An 18506-nucleotide genomic window follows, 5' to 3' on the forward strand; every position below is an offset into this window, starting at 1 on the left:
AACAGGGCAGAAAAATGGCGCCTGACGGCGCCGGAGGAAGGTTCAGCGGCGGAAGCTGCCCTTGACCAGTTGGAAACCAAACAGCCGGCAGGCCAGCGCGCCGTTGTAGACGGGCGTGCGCCGGAACGGGTCCAGGCGCAGCTTGCGGGGGAGTTCCAGGTCGCTGGTGATGACGTGCAACTGCCAGCCGCCGAATTCCCGCTTGAGCGTGCTGGCCCACTCCGACCAGAGCTGGCGGTCTTCCTCCAGGTCCAGGCGTTCCCCGTAGGGGGGATTGGTAATCAGCCAGCCGGCGCGTTCGTCCAGCGGGCAGGTGTCGCGCGCATCGGCCACCTCGAAATAGACCGCGTCTTCGGTCAATCCCGCCCGGTGGGCATTCTCGCGCGCCGCGTCGATCGCGCGCGGATCGATGTCGGCGCCGGCCAATTGCATGGGTAGTTCGGGCAGGATGCGGGCGCGGGCGTCATCCTTCAGGTCGCGCCAGCGGCGGTCCTGGTGGCCGCGCAGGCGCTCGAAGGCGAAGGGCCGCGAGATGCCGGGCGGCACGCGCAATCCCTTGAGCGCCGCCTCGATCAGGATGGTGCCGCTGCCGCAGAAGGGGTCGATCAGCGGCACGTCGGCGGGCCAGCCGGACAGTGCCAGCAAGCCCGCCGCGAGATTCTCGCGCAGCGGTGCCTCGCCCTTGTCCAGACGCCAGCCGCGCTTGAACAGCGATTCGCCGGAGGTGTCCAGGTAGAGCGTGGCGCTGGTTTCGTCCAGGAAGGCATGCACGCGCGCATCGGGCCGGACGGTATCGATGCTGGGACGTTCGCCCTCGAGTTCGCGCAGGCGATCGCAGATGCCGTCCTTGACCCGCAGATTGCAGAATTGCAGGCTTTTCATCGGGCTGCGCACGGCCGAGGTATCCACGCGCAGGGTCTGCTCGGCGCCGAACCAGCGTTCCCAGGGAGTGGCCCGGGCCAGTTCCAGCAGTTCGTCCTCGTCGCGCACGGCGCCGTGCGCGACCCGGACCAGGACGCGTGTGGCCAGCCGCGATTCCAGATTGGCACGCATCATGCCGTTCCAGTCGGCCGTGAAATGGGCACCGGCGCGGCCGGCGTAGGCGTCGTCGTATCCCAGCCCATGCAGTTCGTCGACCAGCGCCTGTTCCAGGCCCTGCGGGCAGGGCGCGAACATGGCGAAGGTCTCGGCCTGCGCGCCGCGGGGCCGGGGTTCGGCCGTGGGGGCCGGGCGGCCTGCCTGCCGCTCGCGCGGGCGCGCGCCAGGCTCGTCGTCGCGTCGCCGCCGGTCCCGATTGTCGCCCGGCACGGATGCCGGCGGTTTCCCCGAGGGACGGCCTTCACGGCTTTGACGGACCGGGACGTCGTCCCTCGGTGCGTCCGCCGCGGTGGGCTGCTTGCCGCTTTCTAGCGCTGCCCGCGCCACGCGGTGGGCGCGCGGGCCCGAGCGGACGCGCCGGTCGGCATCCTGCGGGGCGCCGGACTGCCGCGGACGGCTGGGAAGGGAAAGCGTGGGTTTCTTGCGCTCGGGAGTATCGGACAAGACTTGGGCCAATCAAAAGGGTTTGACGACAACGAGAACCGTGGCGGCCAGCAACAGCAGCACGGGAACCTCGTTGAACCAGCGGTAGAACACGTGGGACCGGGCGTTGCGGCCGGCCTCGAACTTGCGCAGCAGGCTGCCACAGGCATGGTGGTAGCCGATGACGAGCACGACCACGGCCAGCTTGGCGTGCATCCAGCCGTTGCCGGGGCCGCGGCCTATACCATAGCCCACATACAGCCACAGGCCCAGCAGGACGGCCGGCACGGCCAGGATGGTGGTGAAGCGGAACAGCCGGCGCGCCATGCCCAGCAGCCGCGTGGCCGCGGCGGCATTGGTTTCCTGCGCCAGGTTGACGAAGATGCGCGGCAGGTAGAACAGGCCGGCGAACCACGAGGCGACGAAGACGATGTGAAAAGCTTTTACCCACAGCATAGGCGCTTCCTTGTCGATGCATGCGTGCCGCGAGGGCGGCGGAATCGGACGGCGGGACGGGCCAACGGGCCGCATCCGCCGCATGGCAGGGCGCGCGGCATCAGCCCCGCGTCTGGCCGTCGCCGGTCAGGATCCATTTCAGCGTGGTCAACCCTTCCAGCCCGACCGGCCCACGGGCGTGCAGCTTGTTGGTCGAGATGCCGATCTCGGCGCCCAGGCCATATTCGTAGCCGTCGGCGAAACAGGTCGGCAGGTTGACGTAGACCGAGCTCGAATCGACCTCGCGCTGGAAGCGGCGGGCGGCGGACAGGTTCTCGGTGACGATGGAGTCGGTGTGCCGGGAGCCATGGGCCTCGATGTGGCCGATGGCCTGGTCCAGGTCGTCCACCACCTTGATCGACAGGATGGGGCCCAGGTATTCCGTGTCCCAGTCTTCCTCGGTCGCGGGCACGGCCTGCGGCACCAGCGCGAGGGTGCGCTCGCAGCCCCGCATTTCGACGCCGTGTCCGGCAAGCGCCTGCCCCATCGGGGGCAGGAAGGCCCCGGCCACGCCGGCATGGACCAGCAGGGTTTCCATCGCGCCGCAGATGCCGTAACGGTAGGTCTTGGCGTTGAACGCGATGGTGTGGGCCTTGGCCAGGTCGGCGTCGCGGTCGACGTAGACGTGGCAGATACCGTCCAGGTGCTTGATGACCGGCACCCGCGCTTCCTCGGACAGGCGCTTGATCAGTCCCTTGCCGCCCCGAGGGACGATGACGTCCACGAACTCGGTCATGGTGGCGAGCTTGCCCACGGCCGCCCGGTCGGTGGTCTCGACCACCTGCACGGCGTCGGCGGGCAGGCCGGCGGCTTCCAGGCCCGCGCGCACGATGCGGCCCAACGCGGTATTGGAATGGATGGCCTCGGAACCCCCCCGCAGGATGGTGGCGTTGCCCGACTTCAGGCACAGCGCGGCGGCGTCGATGGTGACGTTGGGGCGCGATTCGTAGACGATGGCGATGACGCCCAGCGGGACCCGCATGCGCGCCACCTGCATGCCGTTGGGCCGCGTACGGGTCTCGGTCAGTTCGCCCACGGGATCGGGCATGGCGGCGATCTGCTCCAGGCCGGCGGCCATCAGCCCCAGGGCCTTGTCGGACAGCGTCAGGCGGTCGACCATGGCCGCGTCCAGTCCATTCGCCCGCGCCGCTTCCAGGTCCTTGCCGTTTTCCGCCTGCAGCCAGTCCTTGTGGTCGCGCAGGCCAGCGGCCATGGCGCGCAGCGCCGCGGCCTTGGCACGGTCGTCGGCGCGGGCGACCAATCGGGCGGCGGCGCGGGCGCTGGCGCCGATCCGGCGCATGGTTTGGTCGAGCGTAGAGATATCCATCCGTATGAATCGCAGGGGGCGGGGCGCTTCAGGCCGCGAGCCTGAGCGCCAGCCGCGTGATTTCGTGCCACGGATCCGGGAGGCGTCCCGGAACACGCAGTCCTTTGATGATCTTGTCCACCTCGTGGGCGTGGTGGACGGCGGCGGTCCAGGCTTGGGGCGTCAGCCGTTTGAGTGCCTGGTTGGCCAATTGTTCATGCGTGCCGAAAAAGCGCAGCGTGCGCATCAGCGCCGGCACGCTTTGCCCTTGCTGGCCGGCCTGGGCCAGGCGGGCCAGCAGGCGGATTTCCTCGCCCACCGCCCACAGCACCAGCGGCAGGGCCTCGCCCTCGGCGCGCAGGCCTTCGATCAGGCGCACCACGCGCTTGGCGTCGCCCGCCAGCATGGCGTCGCGCAGCTTGAATACGTCGTAGCGCGCCACGTTCATGACCGCGTCCTGCACCTGTTCCAGCGTCAGCGCGCCTTCCGGATACAGCAGGCCCAGCTTGAGGATTTCCTGGTGCGCGGCCAGCAGGTTGCCCTCGACGCGGTCGGCCAGCCATTGCAGGACCTCGGCGCCGGCGCGCTGCTGCTGCCGAGCCAGCCGTTCGCCCACCCAGCCGGGCAGCATCGGCCGTTCGATGGTGGGCACGTCCACGACGATGCCGTGTTCGGCCAGCGCCGAGAACCAGGCCGACGAGCGGGTCGTCTTGTCCAGCTTGGGCAGCATCACCACCGTGACGCTCTCGCCCCGCTGGCCCGGTGCCTGCCGGGCCAGCCGCGCGATGACCTCGCCCCCGGTCTTGCCGGGCTTGCCGGTCGGGATCTTCAGCTCCAGCAGCCGGCGATCGCCGAACAGCGAGATCGACTGCGAGGCGCTCAGTAGCGCATTCCAGTCGCTGCGGGCATCCGCCACCACCGTTTCCCGTTCCGTGAAGCCGCCAGCCGTGGCCGCCGCCCGCAAGGCGTCGCAAGCCTCGATCACGAGCAGGGGCTCGTCGCCGGTCACCGTATACAGCGGTTCCAGCTGCTCGCCCGCCCGCTGAAGCTGGGCAATCAGTTGTTCTGGACGCAATTGCCTCATAGGGTGCCTCCGGCGGACCGTCGCTGCGATCCTGGATGCCGCGGATCCGGCTCCGCCGGTCCGCCAGCATCGCCCCTCGGGACCCGACGCCGGGCCGCCCCAAGGCGGGTCCCGGCCCCCTTGGGGGCTGCCGCGTAGCGGCTGGGGGCACACCATTCTGGGCGCGCGAAGCGCGTAGGGGGGGGCCTCATCTTCTTCATCAACTGGGCTGCTTGGACTCGACCGCGGCCATGCGGCGCAGCACCTGTTGCACGGCTTCGTTCTGCATGTCGCGATACAGCAGGTTGGCTTCGGAGTCCTTGGCCAGGGTATTCGCGTCGCTGAAGGTCAGGTCGCGCTTGAGCGCGATGGTCGTGGGCGGGATGTAGTCTTGGCCCTTGCCGTCGTGGACGCGGAAGGCGAACAGGTAGCGCAGCTCGAATTCGCGCACGCGGCCCGAGGCGTCCAGCGACAGGATGCTGCGTTCGCGCGTCTCCTGCAGGATCTGCAACTGGGCTTCCGCCGCCTTGGAATCCTCGACGATGCGCGTATTGGTCGTGTTGCGCACGTAGCGGCGCAATTGCGCGCCGAGCTCGGAGGTGTCGGCGGCGCCGATGTAGAGCGTGGAAAAGGGCAGGTCGGCCGTGCCCCGCAGCGCGAAGCCGCAGCCCGCCAGCGCGGCCATTCCGCCTGTCGCGGCAGCCAGGCGAAGGAAACGGCGCCGGCCGTGAGAGGCGGCGCCCAGGGGTAGCGACTTCGAGCTCGTTTGCTGCATCAGCCCACCACGTTGACGAGTTTGCCAGGGACAACGATAACGCGTTTGGGCTGGCGCCCCTCGAGGAACCGGCCCACGGCTTCATGCGCGACGGCCAGGGCTTCGATGGCGGCCTTGTCGGCGCTGCTGGGCACCGACAGCGAACCGCGCAGCTTGCCGTTCACCTGCAGCATCAGCTCGACCTCGTCGGTCACGAGCGCGGCCTCGTCCAGCTCGGGCCACGGCGCGTCCAGCAGGTCGCCATGGACCTGGGCATAGCCCAGGTCGCGCCAGGCCTGCCAGGTCAGGTGCGGCACGATGGGATACAGCACCGACAGCAGGATGCGCGTACCTTCGGCCAGCGCGGCGTCGCCGGTCTCGCCGTCGAGCCTGGCATCCTCCAGCGTGTTCAGCAGCTTCATGCTGGCCGAGACCACGGTGTTGTACTGGATGCGCTGGTAGTCGTAGTCGGCCTGCTTCAGGATGGCATGGACGTCGCGGCGCAGCAGCTTCACGGACTGGCTGGCGGACGACCAGTCGGCCGGGGCGGGGCGGCCCAGCGCCGCCTGGATGCGTTCGCGGTTCGCATGGCAGAAGGACCACAGGCGGCGCAGGAAGCGGTGCGCGCCGTCCACGCCCGAGCCCGACCATTCCAGGGTCTGCTCGGGCGGGCTGGCGAACATCACGAACAGCCGGGCCGTGTCCGCGCCCTGGGTATCGATCAGCGACTGCGGATCGACGCCGTTGTTCTTGGACTTGGACATCGTGCCCACGCCGCCGTAATCCACCGGCGAGCCGTCGGCCTTGAGCTTGGCGCCCACGATGGCGCCCTTGGCGTCGTACAGGTTCTCGACCTCGTTGGGCCAGAAGTATTCGATGCCGCCCTTTTCGTTCTTGCGCGAATAGATGTGGTTGAGCACCATGCCCTGCGTCAGCAGCTTGACGAAGGGTTCGCCGAACTTGACCAGGCCCATGTCGCGCATCACCTTGGTCCAGAACCGGGCGTACAAGAGGTGCAGCACGGCGTGCTCGATGCCGCCGATGTACTGGTCCATCGGCATCCAGTAGTCGTTGCGCTCGTCGACCATCGCGGCGTCGTTGCCGGGCGAGGTATAGCGCATGAAGTACCAGGACGAGTCCACGAAAGTGTCCATGGTGTCGGTCTCGCGCCGGGCGGGCTTGCCGCATTGCGGACAGACGCACTTCAGGAACGATTCGCTCTTGGCCAGCGGGTTGCCGCTGCCATCCGGGATCAGGTCCTCGGGCAGCACGACCGGCAGGTCCTTCTCGGGCACCGGCACCGGGCCGCAGGCCTCGCAGTGGATGATGGGAATGGGCGTGCCCCAGTAGCGCTGGCGCGAAACGCCCCAGTCGCGCAGGCGGAAGGTGGTGCGCTTCTCGCCCAGGCCCTTGGCCGCGAGGTCGGCCGCGATGGCATCGACGGCGGCCTGGTGGCCGAGGCCGTCGTACTTGCCGGAGTTCACCGTGCGTGCCACCTGCTTGTCGCCATACCACTCCTGCCAGGCGTCGGTGGAGAAGACCTGGCCTTCGGCCTCGATGACCTGCTTGATGGGCAGGCCATATTTCCTGGCGAACGCGAAGTCGCGTTCGTCGTGGGCGGGAACGCCCATGACCGCGCCGTCGCCATAGCTCATCAGCACGTAGTTGCCGACCCAGACCGGCACAGCCTCGCCCGTGAGCGGATGCACCACGGTCAGGCCGGTCGGCAGGCCTTCCTTGTCGCGCGTGGCCAGCTCGGCCTCGGTTACGCCGCCCTTGCGGCATTCCTCGATGAAGGCGGCCAGGGCGGGATCCGTGGCGGCGGCGTGCAGGGCCAGGGGGTGTTCGGGCGCGACGGCGCAGAACGTGACCCCCATGATGGTGTCGGCGCGCGTCGTGAAGACGTACATGCGGCCGTCCTGGATCAACTGGCCGGCGGCGTCGCGGATGTCGTGGGTGAAGGCGAAGCGCGTGCCCTCGCTCTTGCCTATCCAGTGTTCCTGCATCAGGCGCACGCGCTCGGGCCAGCCGGTCAGGTTGTTCTTGACCTCGTCCAGCAGTTCCTCGGCGTAATCGGTGATGCGCAGGTAGTAGCCGGGGATCTCGCGCTTTTCCACCAGCGCGCCCGAGCGCCAGCCGCGCCCGTCGATGACCTGTTCGTTGGCCAGCACGGTCTGGTCCACCGGATCCCAGTTCACCACCTGGGTCTTGCGGTAGGCGATGCCTTTTTCCAGCATCTTCAGGAACAGCCACTGGTTCCACTTGTAGTACCGCGGGTCGCAGGCGGTCATTTCGCGCGACCAGTCGATGCCCAGGCCCATCGCCTTCATCTGCTTCTTCATGTAGGCGATGTTGTCGTAGGTCCACTTGGCGGGCGGCACCTTGGACTTGATGGCGGCGTTCTCGGCCGGCATGCCGAAGGCGTCCCAGCCCATGGGCATCAGGACGTTGTAGCCCTTCATGCGCAACTGCCGGTACATGGCGTCGTTGATCGTGTAGTTGCGCACGTGGCCCATGTGCAGCTTGCCGCTGGGATAGGGCAGCATCGAGCAGGCGTAGAACTTGGGCTTTTCCGAGCCGTCGGGGTTCTTCGCGTGTTCTACCGTCAGGTAGGCGTTGGTCGCTTCCCAGTGCTTCTGGGCGGCGGATTCGATCTCGTTGGGAGCGTAGCGTTCCTGCATGGGTTCCGGGCTGGTCTAGGGTATTCTGGCGCGGCGATGACGCCATGGCCGCGGGCCTGGGCCGGCTCGCGCGGGGCAGCCGGCCGGCTAAACCCCTCATTATAGAAGCAGGCGGGGCCCTCCTGGGCCAGCGGTGCTAGACTGCCTGCCGCACTCTCTCATTCCCAGCATTGCGCCCATGTCCCTGCTCGACAATCTCAACCCCCCCCAACACGCCGCCGTCACGATCGAACCGCGCCACGCCCTGGTGCTGGCTGGCGCCGGCAGCGGCAAGACCCGGGTGTTGACCACGCGCATGGCCTGGCTGATCCAGACCGGCCAGGTCAGCCCGCACGGGCTGATGGCGGTCACCTTCACCAACAAGGCCGCGCGCGAGATGCTGACCCGCATCAGCGCGCTGCTGCCCATCAACACCCGCGGCATGTGGATAGGCACCTTCCACGGCCTGTGCAACCGCATGCTGCGCGCGCATTACCGCGATGCCGGGCTGCCTCAGACCTTCCAGATCCTGGACACGGCCGACCAGTTGTCGGCCATCAAGCGGCTGCTCAAGGGCGCGGGCGTGGACGACGAGAAATACCCGCCGCGCCAGGTGCAGCACTTCATCAACGCCGCCAAGGAAGAGGGGCTGCGCCACACCGAGGTCGAGGCCTACGACAGCTTCAACCGGCAGATGGTGGAGCTCTACGGCATGTACGATGCCCAGTGCCAGCGCGAGGGAGTGGTCGACTTCCCCGAATTGTTGCTGCGCTGCTACGAGCTGCTGACCCATAACGCGCCCATTCGCGAGCACTACCAGCACCGCTTCCGCCACATCCTGGTGGACGAGTTCCAGGATACCAACCGGCTGCAGTATCGCTGGCTCAAGCTGCTGGCAGGCGGCGGCGCGGCCCTGTTCGCCGTGGGCGACGACGACCAGTCGATCTATGCGTTCCGCGGCGCCAACGTCGGCAACATGGCGGAATTCGAGCGGGAATACGCCCACGAGCGGGTCATCCGGCTCGAGCAGAACTACCGGTCGCACGGACATATCCTGGATGCGGCCAACACCCTGATCCGCAACAACTCCGGCCGCCTGGGCAAGAACCTGTGGACCGACCAGGGGCATGGCGAGCCCATCCGCGTGTACGAGGCGCTGTCCGACACCCAGGAAGCCCAGTGGGTGATCGAGGAGATCCGCTCGCTGGTGGGCGAGGGCAGGCTGCGCCGCGAGATCGCCATCCTGTACCGCAGCAACGCCCAGTCGCGGGTGCTGGAACATGCGCTGTTCTCGTCGGGCATCCCGTACAAGGTCTATGGCGGCCTGCGCTTCTTCGAGCGCCAGGAGGTCAAGCACGCGCTGGCCTACCTGCGCCTGATGGAGAACCCGCACGACGACACCGCCTGGATGCGCGTGGTGAATTTCCCGGCACGAGGCATTGGCGCCCGCACGCTCGAGCAGCAGGCCGACATCGCCCGCCTGCACAATTGCAGCCTGTATTCGGCGGTCAGCCAGGTGCCCGGCCGGGGCGGCAACAATCTGGCCCAGTTCGCGAGCCTGGTCGACCGCATGCGCTTCGAGACGCAGAATCTGCCGCTGCACGAGATCGTGGACCACGTGATCGAGGCCAGCGGCCTGATCCAGCACTACCTGCAGGAAAAAGAAGGCGCCGAGCGCATCGAGAACCTGCGGGAACTGGTCAACGCGGCGGCCGCCTTCGCCGCCGAGGACGGCTATGGCCTGGCCGATGCCGGCGCCTTGGCGCAGACGCTGCCCGAGTCCGGCGTCGAACTGCCGTCCCCGCTGGCGGCCTTCCTGTCGCATGCGGCGCTGGAGGCCGGCGACAACCAGGCCAGCGAAGGGCAGGATGCGGTCCAGCTCATGACCGTGCACGCCGCCAAGGGGCTGGAGTTCGAGGCGGTCTTCATCACCGGGCTGGAGGAAGGGCTGTTCCCGCACGAGAACAGCGTCCTGGAGCAATCCGGGCTGGAAGAAGAGCGGCGGCTGATGTACGTGGCGGTCACGCGCGCCCGCGAGCGCCTGTACCTGAGCTTCTCGCAGACGCGCATGCTGCATGGCCAGACGCGCTACAACATGCGGTCCCGGTTCCTGAGCGAGGTGCCCGAGGAGTCGCTGAAGTGGCTGACGCCGCGCAACGGCCGGGCCAAGGCGGTGGATACCGCCGGGGGCTGGGGACGCGCCGCCTGGGGCGACGAGTCCGAGCGCGGCGGCTTTTCGCGGCCGGCCAAGGACGCGCCCTATGTGGGCTCGTCCGAGGGCTATTCGAGCCGCCGCACGTCCGATGCCGGGGCCGAGGTCAACGGGCGCACCTTCAAGGTGGGCCAGAGCGTGGCGCACCCGAAGTTCGGCGAAGGGGTCATCGTCAGCCTCATGGGCAGTGGCCAGGATGCCCAGGTCCAGGTCAATTTCGGCGGCGTGGGAACCAAGACGCTGGCGCTCGCCATGGCCAAGCTCGATCCGGTCTGAGCAGCTTCAGGCTTTGTGGCGGCACGCCTGTCGCGGCATGTCAGTTGCGCCGCTGCGGGCGGTGGCCGGGGGCGGGCGACGGGCCGTCCTTGTGGCGGAAGCTGATGCGCCCCTTGGTCAGGTCGTATGGAGACAGTTCCATCGTGACCCGGTCGCCGGCCAGAATACGGATGCGGTGCTTGCGCATTTTGCCCGATGCGTAGGCGGCAACCTCCATGCCGTTTTCCAGCGTGACGCGAAAGCTGGTCGAGGGCAGCACTTCGGCAACGATGCCTTCCATTTCGATCAGTTCTTCCTTATTCGCCATGGTCAATTCCTCCTGTGCATGCGAATGCATAAATGCGAGCTTCGGCCATGGCGACGCCATGGCATGCGGCAAGGTGGCGCGAGGCGCCATCGATGACGGGGAAGTTCGCGGTGAAACGCCGAAGCCGTTGCAAGGCCGGGGCGTAGTGGCTGCCGCCTGGGTTTGGGTTTGCCGTGTCGCGGAAGCTGGGGATGGCCCCCTGGCGGGAGCTTTTCTTCCAGGCAAAAACAAAAACCCCCGCAAGCGGGGGTTTCGGCGGATAAGCTGATTATAGCTTATACGGGCTGGATGTTGGAAGCCTGGCGGCCCTTGGGGCCAACGGTGACTTCGAAACGAACCTTCTGGTTTTCCTGCAGGGTCTTGAATCCGTCCACACGGATTTCGGAGAAGTGGGCGAACAGGTCGTCGCCGCCCGAATCAGCCGTGATGAAGCCAAAACCCTTGGCGTCGTTGAACCATTTGACGGTACCGGTTTCCATGGTGTTTATCCTTGAAATGAAAAAACCAAACGAATGTAAGCAAGACAATCAAGGATGGAGACCATGAACAACCGTACCGCAGTGGTAAGCGATTTTGTACAGCAACTCGTACTCTTGAAAATCATGCCCCGCCGTTATACGGGCTATCGTTGTGCCCGTCAACCGCGTTTGCCGGATTGAACCGGAAAATGCCGGCGGCGTGGGCGAAGTCCCGGGTTTTCACTGAGAAAATCACCCGCAAAATCCCTTACGTACCGTTGCCGAAACCCGGGGCGGGCGGCGCTCCGAATACGCTGGTGTAAGTAGGATAAAAACTGCAATACAGGACCGCGGCGGCGACGAAATTGAAAGGCATCTGGATCAGCCCGGAAATCGTCGGCGACAGGCCGACGGCCTCGAGCAGGCCGCCGCCCAGTTCCAGGGCCAGCACCACGAGCAGCCAGGTCGCGCCGTACATCAGGAACGCGCCCTTGTTGCGCCAGCAGGCGATGCCGGAAAAGAACAGGGCCTTGCGGATGCCCAGCCGGTGCCAGGCGACCAGCGCCGGCGCATGCCAGAACAGCCCGGCGATGATGACGTAGAAGATGCCGAACAGGGCGATGGGGGCACGCATGGCGGCCAGGACGCCGCCGACGTCATCCGAAGACAGGCCGGACATCGCTTCGCTCAGGCCGTCGGCGAAGGGCAGGAAGGCGACCAGGCCCGCGGCCAGCACGGCGGCCACGTACAGGGCACCCATCGCCAGCAGCTTCTTGAACAAGCCCGGAGCCTTGAGCACCAGGAACAGGCGCAGGGGCAGCACGGTGCGGCCCTGCTCGATGGCGCGGCAGGCCTCCAGGGTCATGACCGTGATCGCCGGCATGCCGACGACGAACAGCAAGGGGCCGATGGGGGCCAGGATACTGGCCACCAGGACCATGAAGCCCACGGTCAAGGCCCAGGTGAACATCGCCATGGGCTGCAGGCGGAACAGGGCGAGTCCGTCGCGCGCCCATTGCCAGCCGGCACTGGGTGCAAGGGAAGCGGCTTGCATCAGCGGCCTCCCTGCGTATGCGGGATGTGTGCGTGGGTCCTCGTCGGCGCGTGCCGGTCGGAAGCGTGTGTCATGGTTCAGGGAAGCGGAAAAAGGTCGCCATCGCGCCGCAGGCGCAGGATGCGTTCGAAATGGGTGGGGTCGTGCGGGGTCAGCGTCTGCGCCGGACGCGGCAGGTGGAAGTCGCGCAGGCGGGACATCCAGAAGCGCAGCGCGGCGGCCCGCAGCACGGTGCGCCACGAGGCGCGCTCGGCGTCCGTCAGTGGCCGGACCCGGGCATAGGCGCCCAGCAGCGCCTGGGCAAGCTCGGGGCGGAATGCGCCGCTGGCGTGGGTGATGCACCAATCGTTGGCGCACACCGCCAGGTCGAACAGCCAGGTGTCGCAGCCGGCGAAGTAGAAGTCGATGAAACCGCCCAGGACGGGCGCCTCGCGCGTGCCGGCGAACAGGACGTTGTCGCGGAACAGGTCGCAGTGCGCGGGACCCTGCGGCAGCGCGCGGCAGGCATCGGTCTGCGCGAACGCCGTCTGGACGTCCACTTCGTCGCGCAGCATGGCCGCCGCGGCCGGGTCCAGGTAGGGGGCGACGACGGGCGCGGTCTGCTGCCACCAGGCGAGCCCGAGCAGGTTGGGCTGCACCGACGGGAAGTCGCGTCCGGCCAGGTGCATGCGGGCCAGCGTGGCGCCGACCTGCTCGCAGTGGGCGGCCTGGGGCGACATCTCGCACTTGCCCGGCAGCAGGGTGGCGATGGTGCAAGGCTTGCCGTTCAGCTCCGCCAGCCGGCGGCCGTCGCGGGTCGCCTGGGGGTGGGGGACGGGAATCCCGTGTTCGGCCAGATGGGTCATCAGGTCGATGTAGAACGGCAGCTGCTCGCGCGTCAGGCGCTCGAACAGGGTCAGCACGTATTCGCCCTGGCTGGTCGTAAGGAAGTAGTTGGTGTTTTCGATGCCGGAAGGGATGCCGCGCAGGGCGCGCAACTCGCCCAGCGTGTAGTCGGCAAGCAGAGCGCGGGCATCCGTTTCGGTGACGGGGGTGAATACGGCCATGGATAAGCGGGATGAGGGCGGGTATCGACGATTACCCCGCATTCTAGCGTCATCGTCCCCGCCGCCGGCCCGTCCGTGGCGCGTGCTACAGGTTCAGCAGCCGCTCGCGCTCGCCCGGGGACTGGGTGAAGCCCTCGTGCTGGTAGAAATCGAAGATGGCATCGACGATGGCCTGGGGGTCGTCGATCACCTGCAGCAGGTCGGGATCGTTGGGCGAGATCAGCCCTTGCGCCAGCGGCTGGGCGCGGATCCAGTCCACCAGTCCCCGCCAGTATTCGGAGCCGACCAGGATGATGGGCATCTTCCGGCTCTTGTTGGTCTGCACGAGCGTCAGCGCCTCGAACAGCTCGTCCAGCGTCCCGTAGCCTCCCGGCAGCACCACGTACGCCGACGTGAACTTGACGAAGGCCACCTTGCGCGGGAAGAAGTGGCGGAAGAACAGGCTTATGTTCTGGTAGGCGTTGTTCGACTGCTCGTGGGGCAGTTCGATGTTCAGTCCGACGCTGGGGCTGGGGCCCTCGTAGGCGCCCTTGTTGGCCGCCTCCATGATGCCCGGGCCGCCGCCCGAAATGACGGAGAAACCGGCCTCGGACAGCTTGCGGGCGATCAGCTCGGCCATTTCGTAGCGAGGGTCGCCGGCGGGGATGCGGGCGCTGCCGAAGATGCTGACCGCCGGCCGGATCTGCGCCAGGCGTTCGGACGCCTCGAAGAACTCTGACATAATCCCCAGCACATGCCATGACTCCCGTGCCTTGGTGGCGGTGGCGCGTTCCACGCTCACCACATCTCGCAGGCCGGGGATGCGTCCGGGTTTCTTCGGGACGTTCCCGCTGTCGTGGGTTTCCTTGCCTATTTCGATTTCTCTGTGTTTGATCATGATCAAGACGTTGCTGTTGGTGGACGGGTCCAGCTACCTCTATCGCGCATACCACGCCCTGCCGGACCTGCGCAACGCGCAAGGGGAACCGACCGGCGCGCTGTACGGCGTGCTGAACATGCTGCGCCGCGCACTGAACGATCATAAGGCAGACTACCTCGCCTGCATCTTCGATGCGCCGGGCAAGACCTTCCGCGACGAGCTCTATCCCGAGTACAAGGCCACCCGGGCCAGCATGCCCGAAGACCTGGCGCGCCAGGTCGGGCCCATCGTCGAGGCCATACGGGCCCAGGGCTGGCCGGTCTTCGCCATCGAAGGGATCGAGGCCGACGACGTCATCGGCACGCTGGCCCTGCGCGCGGCGCAGCAGGGCATACACAGCATCGTTTCCACCGGCGACAAGGACATGGCGCAACTGGTCAACGACCACGTGACGCTGGTCAACACCATGACCGCCGAGACGCTGGATGCCGAAGGGGTGGTGAGGAAGTTCGGCGTGCCGCCCGAGCGCATCGTGGACTACCTGATGCTGATCGGCGATTCGGTCGACAACGTGCCCGGCGTGGAGAAGGTCGGACCCAAGACGGCGGCCAAATGGCTCTCCCAGTATGGCACGCTGGAGGAACTGGTGGCGCAGGCCGACACCGTCAAGGGCGTGGCGGGCGCCAACCTGCGCGCGGCGATCCCGAATTTCGAGCTGACCCGATCCCTGATCACCATCCGCACCGACTGCGACCTGAGCGCCCACATTCCCGACCTGGACGCGCTCACCATGCGCGAGGCCGACCGCGAGAAGCTCGAGGTCATGTACGAACGCTACGGCTTTCGCACCTGGCTGCGCGAACTGACGGGCGACGAGTCCCGCATTCCCGAGGGCGATTCACGCGTGCAGGCGGATGCTCCGGCCGCGCCGGAAACGGTGAACTACGAGACGGTCAGCGACTGGGCCGCCTTCGACCGCTGGCTGGCCGCCATCCAGGCGGCGCCGCTGGTCGCCCTGGATACCGAGACCGATTCGCTGGTGGAAATGGAGGCCCGGCTGGTGGGCCTGTCCATCGCGGTCAGGCCGGGCGAGGCCTGCTACATCCCGCTGGCCCATCGGCACCCGGACGCAGGCGAGCAATTGCCCAGGGACGAAGTGCTGGCGCGCCTGGCGCCCTGGCTGGAGAACGCCGACGCCCCCAAGCTGCTGCACAACGCCAAATACGACACCCACGTCCTGGCCAACGCCGGGGTGGCGCTGCGCGGCGTGGCGCACGACACCATGCTCGAAGCCTACGTGCTGGAGTCGCACCGCAGCGTGTCGCTGGACGACCTGTCGCAGCGCTGGCTGGGCCGCAAGGGCCTGTCCTTCGTCGACGTATGCGGCAAGGGCGTCAACCAGCTCTGCTTCGACGAAGTCGCCATCGACGTGGCCACCCAGTATGCCTGCGAGGATGTCGATTACACGCTCCAGCTGCATGCCACGCTGTACCCGCGCATCGAGGCCGACGCCGGCCTGGCGCGCATCTACGCCATCGAGTTGCCCGTGTCGCGGGTACTGACCATCGTCGAGCGCAACGGCGTGCGCATCGATCCCGAGGAACTGGCCCGCCAGAGCCATGCCATTGGCCAGGAGTTGCTGGTGCTCGAGCAGCGCGCCTACGAGCTGGCCGGCCAGCCGTTCAACCTGAACTCGCCCAAGCAGTTGGGCGAGATCCTGTTCGGCAAGCTGCAGCTGCCGGTGGTCAAGAAGACCGCGGGCGGCGCGCCGTCCACCGACGAGGACGTGCTGAGCAAGCTGGCCGAGGACTATCCGCTGCCGCAGGCGCTGCTGAGCTACCGCGGCCTGGCCAAGCTCAAGTCCACCTACACCGACAAGCTGCCCAAGATGATCAATGCCCGGACCCGGCGCGTGCACACCAGCTACGCCCAGGCTGCCGTGGTCACGGGCCGGCTGGCCTCCAGCGATCCCAACCTGCAGAACATCCCGGTGCGCACGCCCGAGGGGCGGCGCGTGCGCGAGGCCTTCGTGGCCGAGCCGGGCAATCTGATCATGTCGGCCGACTACTCGCAGATCGAACTGCGCATCATGGCCCACATCTCCGGCGACGAAAACCTGCTGTCGGCCTTCGCGCGCGGCGAGGACATCCACCGCGCCACGGCGGCCGAGATCTTCGCCGTCCAGCCCGAGGCGGTCAACGCCGAACAGCGCCGCTACGCCAAGGTCATCAACTTCGGCCTCATCTACGGCATGAGCGCGTTCGGCCTGGCCAGCAACCTGGGCATCACGCGCGACGCCGCCAAGCACTACATCGACCGCTATTTCGCCCGCTACCCGGGCGTGGCGCGCTACATGGACGACACCCGAGAACAGGCGCGCGAGCGGGGCTACGTCGAAACCGTCTTCGGCCGCCGCCTGTGGCTGCCCGAGATCCGCGGCGGCAGCGGCCCCCGCCGCCAGGCCGCCGAACGTGCCGCCATCAACGCCCCCATGCAGGGCACCGCCGCCGACCTCATCAAGATGGCCATGGTCGCCGTGCAGGACTGGCTGGACGCCGACCGGCTGGGCGCGCGCCTGGTCATGCAGGTGCACGACGAACTCGTCCTGGAAGTTCCGCGCGAGGAAAGCGAAATCGTCGCCCACCGCCTGCCCGAGATGATGTGCAACGTGGCCGAGCTGAAGGTGCCGCTGGTGGCCGAGGTGGGCACGGGCTATACGTGGGAACAGGCGCACTGAGCGGGTGAAGCGGAGCGGGGCGGTCCAGGCGCTGTCATCAGCCCTGGACCAGGATCCGCGCCCCGTCCATTTCCACGACCTGGCCGGCCCGTATCTTGCACGTCTTGCGCAATTCCACCTTCCCATCCACTTTCACCACCCCCGCCGCAACCAGCGCCTTCCCCGCCCCTCCCGAGTCAGCAAGCCCCGTGAGCTTGAGCAAATCGCACAACGGCACAAACTCGCCCGTCAGCGTGAACGTGATCGAAGACATGACAGTCCTGGGAACATGAAAGGCAATCCGCCATTATCCGCCATGCCCGGGCATCCCATGGCCCCGGGAGGTACACTGCGGCTCTACGTTCCATCTTCCCGCTCGTCGCGCTTCGACCCATGAGAACCCGCATCCTCACCGGCATCACCACCACCGGCACGCCCCACCTGGGCAACTACGTGGGCGCCATCCGCCCCGCCATCCTGGCCAGCCGCAACGACGACAACGATGCCTTCTTCTTCATGGCCGACTACCACGCGCTCATCAAGTGCGAGGATCCCGTCCGCCTGCAGCGCTCGCGCCTGCAGATCGCCGCGACCTGGCTGGCCGCCGGCCTCGATCCCCGGCGCGTCACCTTCTACCGGCAGTCCGACCTGCCCGAGATCCCCCAGTTGTGCTGGCTGCTGACCTGCGTCACCGCCAAGGGCCTGATGAATCGGGCCCACGCCTACAAGGCGGCGGTGGACCAGAACGTGGCCGACAACGAAGACCCGGACGCCGGCGTGACGATGGGATTGTTCTCGTATCCCGTGCTGATGGCGGCCGACATCCTGCTGTTCAACGCCCATCGCGTGCCGGTGGGCCGCGACCAGATCCAGCACATCGAGATGGCGCGCGACATCGCCCAGCGATTCAGCCATCTGTACGGCGGCGGCCGCGAACTGTTCGTGCTGCCCGAGGTGCAGATCGACGAGGCCGTGGCCACGCTGCCGGGCCTGGACGGGCGCAAGATGTCCAAGAGCTACAACAACACCATTCCCCTGTTCGAGGGCGGCTCCCGGCATTTGCGCGAGGCCATCGGCCGCATCGTGACCGATTCGCGCCTGCCGGGCGAACCCAAGGATCCGGACAACTCCCAGCTCTACACGATCTACCGGGCCTTCGCCGACGAGGGCGAGGCCGCCGCGTTCCGGCGTTCGCTGGAAGACGGCCTGGGCTGGGGCGACGCCAAGCAGGCGCTGTACGAACGCATCGAGCGCGAAATCGGGCCCATGCGCGAGCGCTACGACACCCTGATGGCCCGTCCCGACGAGATCGAGGACATCCTGCTGGAAGGCGCCCGCAAGGCGCGCGCCATCGGCGGGCCGTTCCTGGCCGAACTGCGGGCCGCCGTGGGGCTGGACACCCCGCGTGCGTCGCCGGCGGCGCAGCCCGCGAAGAAGAAGGCGGGCAAGCAGGCCCGTTTCGTCAGCTTCCGCGACGATGACGGGCGCTTCCGCTTCCGCTTCCTGGCGGCCGACGGACAGGACCTGCTGCTGTCCGAGGCCCATGCCGACGCGCAGGCGGCCGGAGCGGTCATCAAGCAGCTGCGCGCGCTGCCCGACCCGGCCAAGGCGATCCGGGCGGAAGGCGACTCCTACGTGCTGGAGGTCGATGGCGCGGTGGTCGCGCGCGGCTCGCGCTTCGCGGATGCCGCCGGCCGCGATGCCGCGCTGGACAAGCTGGCCGCCGAGCTGCGCGCGCTGGCAGCCGATTGAGCCGCCGGGCTCCGGCGACAAGGTGCC

The 18506-nt window shown here is 67.6% G+C and carries 15 protein-coding genes; 3 read left to right on the forward strand and 12 right to left on the reverse strand.

The features are described 5' to 3' along the window. Nucleotides 1–42 precede the first annotated feature (42 nt). The 6 genes from R4823_RS09615 to leuS form a co-directional block, all read right to left on the reverse strand. The gene (locus R4823_RS09615; RefSeq protein ID WP_087841805.1) at nucleotides 43–1542 is read right to left on the reverse strand and encodes a THUMP domain-containing protein; all 1500 of its coding nucleotides are present in this window, start codon (nucleotides 1540–1542) and stop codon (nucleotides 43–45) included. A gap of 12 nt (nucleotides 1543–1554) precedes the next feature. Further along, nucleotides 1555–1977, reverse strand: a complete 423-nt coding sequence (locus tag R4823_RS09620) for a CopD family protein (protein ID WP_087841804.1) — start codon at nucleotides 1975–1977, stop codon at nucleotides 1555–1557. A gap of 100 nt (nucleotides 1978–2077) precedes the next feature. Continuing rightward, nucleotides 2078–3337, reverse strand: a complete 1260-nt coding sequence (locus R4823_RS09625; protein ID WP_338619147.1) for a glutamate-5-semialdehyde dehydrogenase — start codon at nucleotides 3335–3337, stop codon at nucleotides 2078–2080. Nucleotides 3338–3371: 34 nt separating this feature from the next. Next, on the reverse strand, nucleotides 3372–4406 hold the full coding sequence (gene holA, locus R4823_RS09630) for a DNA polymerase III subunit delta (RefSeq protein ID WP_087841802.1): 1035 nt from the start codon (nucleotides 4404–4406) through the stop codon (nucleotides 3372–3374). Between the two features lie 199 nt (nucleotides 4407–4605). Then, nucleotides 4606–5160: an LPS assembly lipoprotein LptE gene (gene lptE / locus R4823_RS09635; protein WP_087841801.1), complete on the reverse strand. Its 555-nt coding sequence runs from the start codon at nucleotides 5158–5160 to the stop codon at nucleotides 4606–4608. Then, complete coding sequence (leuS, locus tag R4823_RS09640; protein ID WP_087841800.1) at nucleotides 5160–7820, reverse strand: leucine--tRNA ligase; 2661 nt, start codon at nucleotides 7818–7820, stop codon at nucleotides 5160–5162. The genes lptE and leuS overlap by 1 nt, the downstream gene beginning before the upstream one ends. Nucleotides 7821–7998: 178 nt before the next feature. Here leuS and R4823_RS09645 point away from each other — a divergent pair, with 178 nt between their 5' ends. Further along, nucleotides 7999–10287: a UvrD-helicase domain-containing protein gene (locus R4823_RS09645; protein ID WP_338618475.1), complete on the forward strand. Its 2289-nt coding sequence runs from the start codon at nucleotides 7999–8001 to the stop codon at nucleotides 10285–10287. 40 nt (nucleotides 10288–10327) lie between these two features. Here the strand turns inward: R4823_RS09645 and infA are convergent, their stop codons facing one another. The 5 genes from infA to R4823_RS09670 all read right to left on the reverse strand — a co-directional run bounded on the left by infA (nucleotide 10328) and on the right by R4823_RS09670 (nucleotide 14029). After that, on the reverse strand, nucleotides 10328–10594 hold the full coding sequence (gene infA / locus R4823_RS09650; protein WP_087841798.1) for a translation initiation factor IF-1: 267 nt from the start codon (nucleotides 10592–10594) through the stop codon (nucleotides 10328–10330). Nucleotides 10595–10869: 275 nt separating this feature from the next. Continuing rightward, nucleotides 10870–11073 (reverse strand): cold-shock protein, encoded by a 204-nt coding sequence (locus R4823_RS09655; RefSeq protein WP_087841797.1) that lies wholly within the window; start codon nucleotides 11071–11073, stop codon nucleotides 10870–10872. Nucleotides 11074–11320: 247 nt separating this feature from the next. Beyond that, the gene (locus R4823_RS09660; protein ID WP_132980403.1) at nucleotides 11321–12106 is read right to left on the reverse strand and encodes a BPSS1780 family membrane protein; all 786 of its coding nucleotides are present in this window, start codon (nucleotides 12104–12106) and stop codon (nucleotides 11321–11323) included. Nucleotides 12107–12183: 77 nt separating this feature from the next. Further along, on the reverse strand, nucleotides 12184–13152 hold the full coding sequence (locus R4823_RS09665) for a homoserine kinase (protein ID WP_338618483.1): 969 nt from the start codon (nucleotides 13150–13152) through the stop codon (nucleotides 12184–12186). An 85-nt stretch (nucleotides 13153–13237) separates the two neighbouring features. After that, nucleotides 13238–14029, reverse strand: a complete 792-nt coding sequence (locus tag R4823_RS09670; RefSeq protein WP_338618484.1) for a TIGR00730 family Rossman fold protein — start codon at nucleotides 14027–14029, stop codon at nucleotides 13238–13240. Between R4823_RS09670 and polA the strand changes: the two genes are divergently transcribed. After that, complete coding sequence (gene polA, locus R4823_RS09675) at nucleotides 14028–16748, forward strand: DNA polymerase I (protein WP_338618485.1); 2721 nt, start codon at nucleotides 14028–14030, stop codon at nucleotides 16746–16748. The genes R4823_RS09670 and polA overlap by 2 nt on opposite strands. A 37-nt stretch (nucleotides 16749–16785) precedes the next feature. On the opposite strand, the gene R4823_RS09680 is transcribed toward polA, so the two are convergent. Further along, nucleotides 16786–17001, reverse strand: a complete 216-nt coding sequence (locus tag R4823_RS09680; RefSeq protein ID WP_087841792.1) for an RNA-binding S4 domain-containing protein — start codon at nucleotides 16999–17001, stop codon at nucleotides 16786–16788. 119 nt (nucleotides 17002–17120) lie between these two features. Here R4823_RS09680 and R4823_RS09685 point away from each other — a divergent pair, with 119 nt between their 5' ends. Next, nucleotides 17121–18479: a tryptophan--tRNA ligase gene (locus R4823_RS09685; protein WP_087841791.1), complete on the forward strand. Its 1359-nt coding sequence runs from the start codon at nucleotides 17121–17123 to the stop codon at nucleotides 18477–18479. The last annotated feature ends 27 nt before the right edge of the window (nucleotides 18480–18506 follow it).

The organism is Pigmentiphaga sp. CHJ604 (assembly GCF_036972535.1).
GTDB classification, from domain to species: domain Bacteria; phylum Pseudomonadota; class Gammaproteobacteria; order Burkholderiales; family Burkholderiaceae_B; genus Pigmentiphaga; species Pigmentiphaga daeguensis.

Coding starts and splice junctions, on each gene's coding strand:
- R4823_RS09620 (WP_087841804.1), bottom strand. CDS start 1,977: ATGCTGTGGGTAAAAGCTTTTCACATCGTCTTCGTCGCCTCGTGGTTC.
- holA (WP_087841802.1), bottom strand. CDS start 4,406: ATGAGGCAATTGCGTCCAGAACAACTGATTGCCCAGCTTCAGCGGGCG.
- lptE (WP_087841801.1), bottom strand. CDS start 5,160: ATGCAGCAAACGAGCTCGAAGTCGCTACCCCTGGGCGCCGCCTCTCAC.
- leuS (WP_087841800.1), bottom strand. CDS start 7,820: ATGCAGGAACGCTACGCTCCCAACGAGATCGAATCCGCCGCCCAGAAG.
- R4823_RS09645 (WP_338618475.1), top strand. CDS start 7,999: ATGTCCCTGCTCGACAATCTCAACCCCCCCCAACACGCCGCCGTCACG.
- infA (WP_087841798.1), bottom strand. CDS start 10,594: ATGGCGAATAAGGAAGAACTGATCGAAATGGAAGGCATCGTTGCCGAA.
- R4823_RS09655 (WP_087841797.1), bottom strand. CDS start 11,073: ATGGAAACCGGTACCGTCAAATGGTTCAACGACGCCAAGGGTTTTGGC.
- R4823_RS09660 (WP_132980403.1), bottom strand. CDS start 12,106: ATGCAAGCCGCTTCCCTTGCACCCAGTGCCGGCTGGCAATGGGCGCGC.
- R4823_RS09665 (WP_338618483.1), bottom strand. CDS start 13,152: ATGGCCGTATTCACCCCCGTCACCGAAACGGATGCCCGCGCTCTGCTT.
- polA (WP_338618485.1), top strand. CDS start 14,028: ATGATCAAGACGTTGCTGTTGGTGGACGGGTCCAGCTACCTCTATCGC.
- R4823_RS09670 (WP_338618484.1), bottom strand. CDS start 14,029: ATGATCAAACACAGAGAAATCGAAATAGGCAAGGAAACCCACGACAGC.
- R4823_RS09680 (WP_087841792.1), bottom strand. CDS start 17,001: ATGTCTTCGATCACGTTCACGCTGACGGGCGAGTTTGTGCCGTTGTGC.
- R4823_RS09685 (WP_087841791.1), top strand. CDS start 17,121: ATGAGAACCCGCATCCTCACCGGCATCACCACCACCGGCACGCCCCAC.